1 rRNA gene is annotated in these 3,041 nt (G+C 55.4%); it reads right to left on the reverse strand.

Features of this window, described 5'->3' with window-relative positions:
* Nucleotides 1-17: 17 nt before the first annotated feature.
* A 23S ribosomal RNA gene (locus I2I33_RS20070) occupies nt 18-2,904 on the reverse strand.
* Nucleotides 2,905-3,041: the final 137 nt, after the last annotated feature.

A 3,041-nucleotide genomic window follows, 5' to 3' on the forward strand; every position in this document is an offset into this window, starting at 1 on the left:
GAATCATCTCACCCACCGAACGTCAACTTTCGGGTGATTAGTACCACTCGGCTTTGCCGTCACCGGCTTTACACCTGTGGCCTATCAACGTCGTCGTCTGCGACGACCCTGTAAGGAGATCTCATCTCGAGGCAGGCTTCGCGCTTAGATGCTTTCAGCGCTTATCCCGTCCGCGCGTGGCTACCCTGCCGTACGACTGGCGTCATAACAGGTTCACTAGCGGCGCGTCCAACCCGGTCCTCTCGTACTAGAGTCAGGACCTCTCGAATCTCCAGCGCCCACGACAGATAGGGACCGAACTGTCTCACGACGTTCTGAACCCAGCTCGCGTGCCACTTTAATCGGCGAACAGCCGAACCCTTGGGACCTTCTCCAGCCCCAGGATGTGACGAGCCGACATCGAGGTGCCAAACCGCCCCGTCGATATGAGCTCTTGGGGGCGATCAGCCTGTTATCCCCGGAGTACCTTTTATCCTTTGAGCGATGACCCTTCCACGCGGGATCACCGGATCACTATGCCCTGCTTTCGCACCCGATCGACTTGTTGGTCTCCCGGTCAAGCACCCTTGTGCCATTGCACTCTACGGTTGATTACCAACCAACCCGAGGGTACCTTTGGAAGCCTCCGTTACGCTTTTGGAGGCGACCACCCCAGTCAAACTACCCACCACGCGGTGTCCCCATTACCATGGGTTAGATCCCAGACAAGAGAAGGGTCGTATTTCAACGATGGCTCCACGAATCCTGGCGAATCCGCTTCAAAGCCTCCGACCTATCCTACACGTCCCGTGCCCGGGAACAACGCGAAGCTGCAGTAAAGGTTCACGGGGTCTTTCCGTCCCGTCGCGGGTACCCGGCATCTTCACCGGAACTACAATTTCACCGAGCTCATGGTCGAGACAGTGCCCAGATCGTTACACCATTCGTGCAGGTCGGAACTTACCCGACAAGGAATTTCGCTACCTTAGGACCGTTATAGTTACGGCCGCCGTTTACCGGGGCTTCAATTCAAACCTTCTCCTCGCGGATGAGCTCTCCTCTTAACCTTCCGGCACCGGGCAGGTGTCAGGCCATATACGTCATCTTTCGATTTGGCATAGCCATGTGTTTTTGGTAAACAGTCGCCTGGGCCATTACTCTGCGGCTCTATCACTAGAGCGTCCTTTTTCCCGAAGTTACAGGACTATTTTGCCTAGTTCCTTGACCATGAATCACTCGAGCGCCTTGGTATGTTCTACCCGACCACGTGTGTCCGTTTACAGTACGGTTCCTCGTCACTTGAAGTTTAGCGGGTTTTCTAGGGGGTAAATTGCCTGGACGCTATCCACTCGACCGGAGTCTCGTGGTACTATCGGCTCTCGCCTCCGGTGGCGTGCTTGACTACCACCGTCATCGGGTACGGCCTTCAACGCGCTATTCCGTCAGCGCGCGGTCCATTCATCACCCCGTCACCGCGTCACGGTGACGAGAAGCACGGGAATGTTAACCCGTTTCTCGTCGGCATCCCCCCTCGGGTGAGCCTTAGAGGCCGGCTGACCCCCGGCTGATTGACATTGCCGGGGAATCCTTGGTCTTGCGGCGTGGGGGGTTCTCGCCCCCATTATCGTTACTTATGCCTACATTTGCTTTTCATGCCGCTCCAGTCACTCTCGCGGGTGACCTTCTAAGCTGGCAGGAATGCTCTCCTACCGGTTAGTCATTAACTAACCCCACGGCTTCGGTTGACAGTTTGATGCCCGTGTATTATCCACGCGGGATCGCTCGACTAGTGAGCTGTTACGCACTCTTTAAATGAATGGCTGCTTCCAAGCCAACATCCTAGCTGTCTCAGCGATCCCACCTCGTTTGATCAACTTAACTGTCCATCCGGGACCTTAGCCGGTGGTCCGGGTTCTTTCCCTCTCGTCCGCGGACCTTAGCACCCGCGGGCTCACTCCATGATTTCGTGTTCCAGCATTCGGAGTTTATCCGGATTTGATAGGCGGTGAAGCCCTCGCGTCCAACCAGTAGCTCTACCTCTGGAACAGAACATCACAGGCTGCACCGAAATGCATTTCGGAGAGTACGAGCTATTTCCCAGTTTGATTGGCCTTTCACCCCTACCCGCGAGTCATCCGAAAACTTTTCAACGTTTACCGGTTCGGTCCTCCATCACGTGTTACCGCGACTTCAACCTGCTCGTGGGTAGATCACAAGGTTTCGCGTCTAGCGCCACCAACTCGACGCCCTGTTAAGGCTCGCTTTCACTTCGGCTAACGGGCCTGAAGCCCTTAACCTCGCTGGTGACGACTAACTCGTAGGCTCATTATGCAAAAGGCACGCCGTCACCGAATTACTCGGCTCCGACCGCTTGTAGGCGCGCGGGTTCAGGGTCTATTTCACCCCCCTGCTCGGGGTACTTTTCACCTTTCCCTCGCGGTACTGGTTCACTATCGGTCTCTCGGGAGTATTTAGCCTTGCCAGGAGGTCCTGGCGAATTCAGGCAGGATTTCTCGTGTCCCGCCCTACTCGGGATACCGCTATCTTCGTGAGAGGTGTCGTGCACGGGGCTGTCACCCTCCACGGCTTACCTTTCCAGGTAATTGCACTTCGTCTCACGTCGAATGTCGCGGTCCCATGACCCCGCTGTCGCCGAAACGGCAACGGTTTGGGCTCTTCCCCGTTCGCTCGCCACTACTGGGGGAATCACATGTTGTTTTCTTCTCCTGCGGGTAATGAGATGTTTCAGTTCCCCGCGTTCGCTTGCATTAATGCATGACCGTCATCTAGACGGCCGGGTTGCCCCATTCGGAAATCCACGGGTCAAGGGTTACTTGCACCTCGCCGTGGCCTATCGCGGCTTATCGCGTCCTTCATCGCCTCCGAGAGCCTAGGCATCCACCGCGCGCCCTTGGTTGTTCACGTTCGTTAGCGTCGTGTTTTTAAATAATTTTACCTTGTCCCGTGTATCACTACAGGGACGGCTCTGTGTTATTCTACTACATTGTTACTTCGTGGATCAAATGATCCATTAACGTTCCAGCATGTCAAAGAACTTTATA

Source organism: Butyricimonas sp. BSD2780061689_150309_C8 (assembly GCF_015560935.1).
GTDB lineage: Bacteria > Bacteroidota > Bacteroidia > Bacteroidales > Marinifilaceae > Butyricimonas > Butyricimonas paravirosa.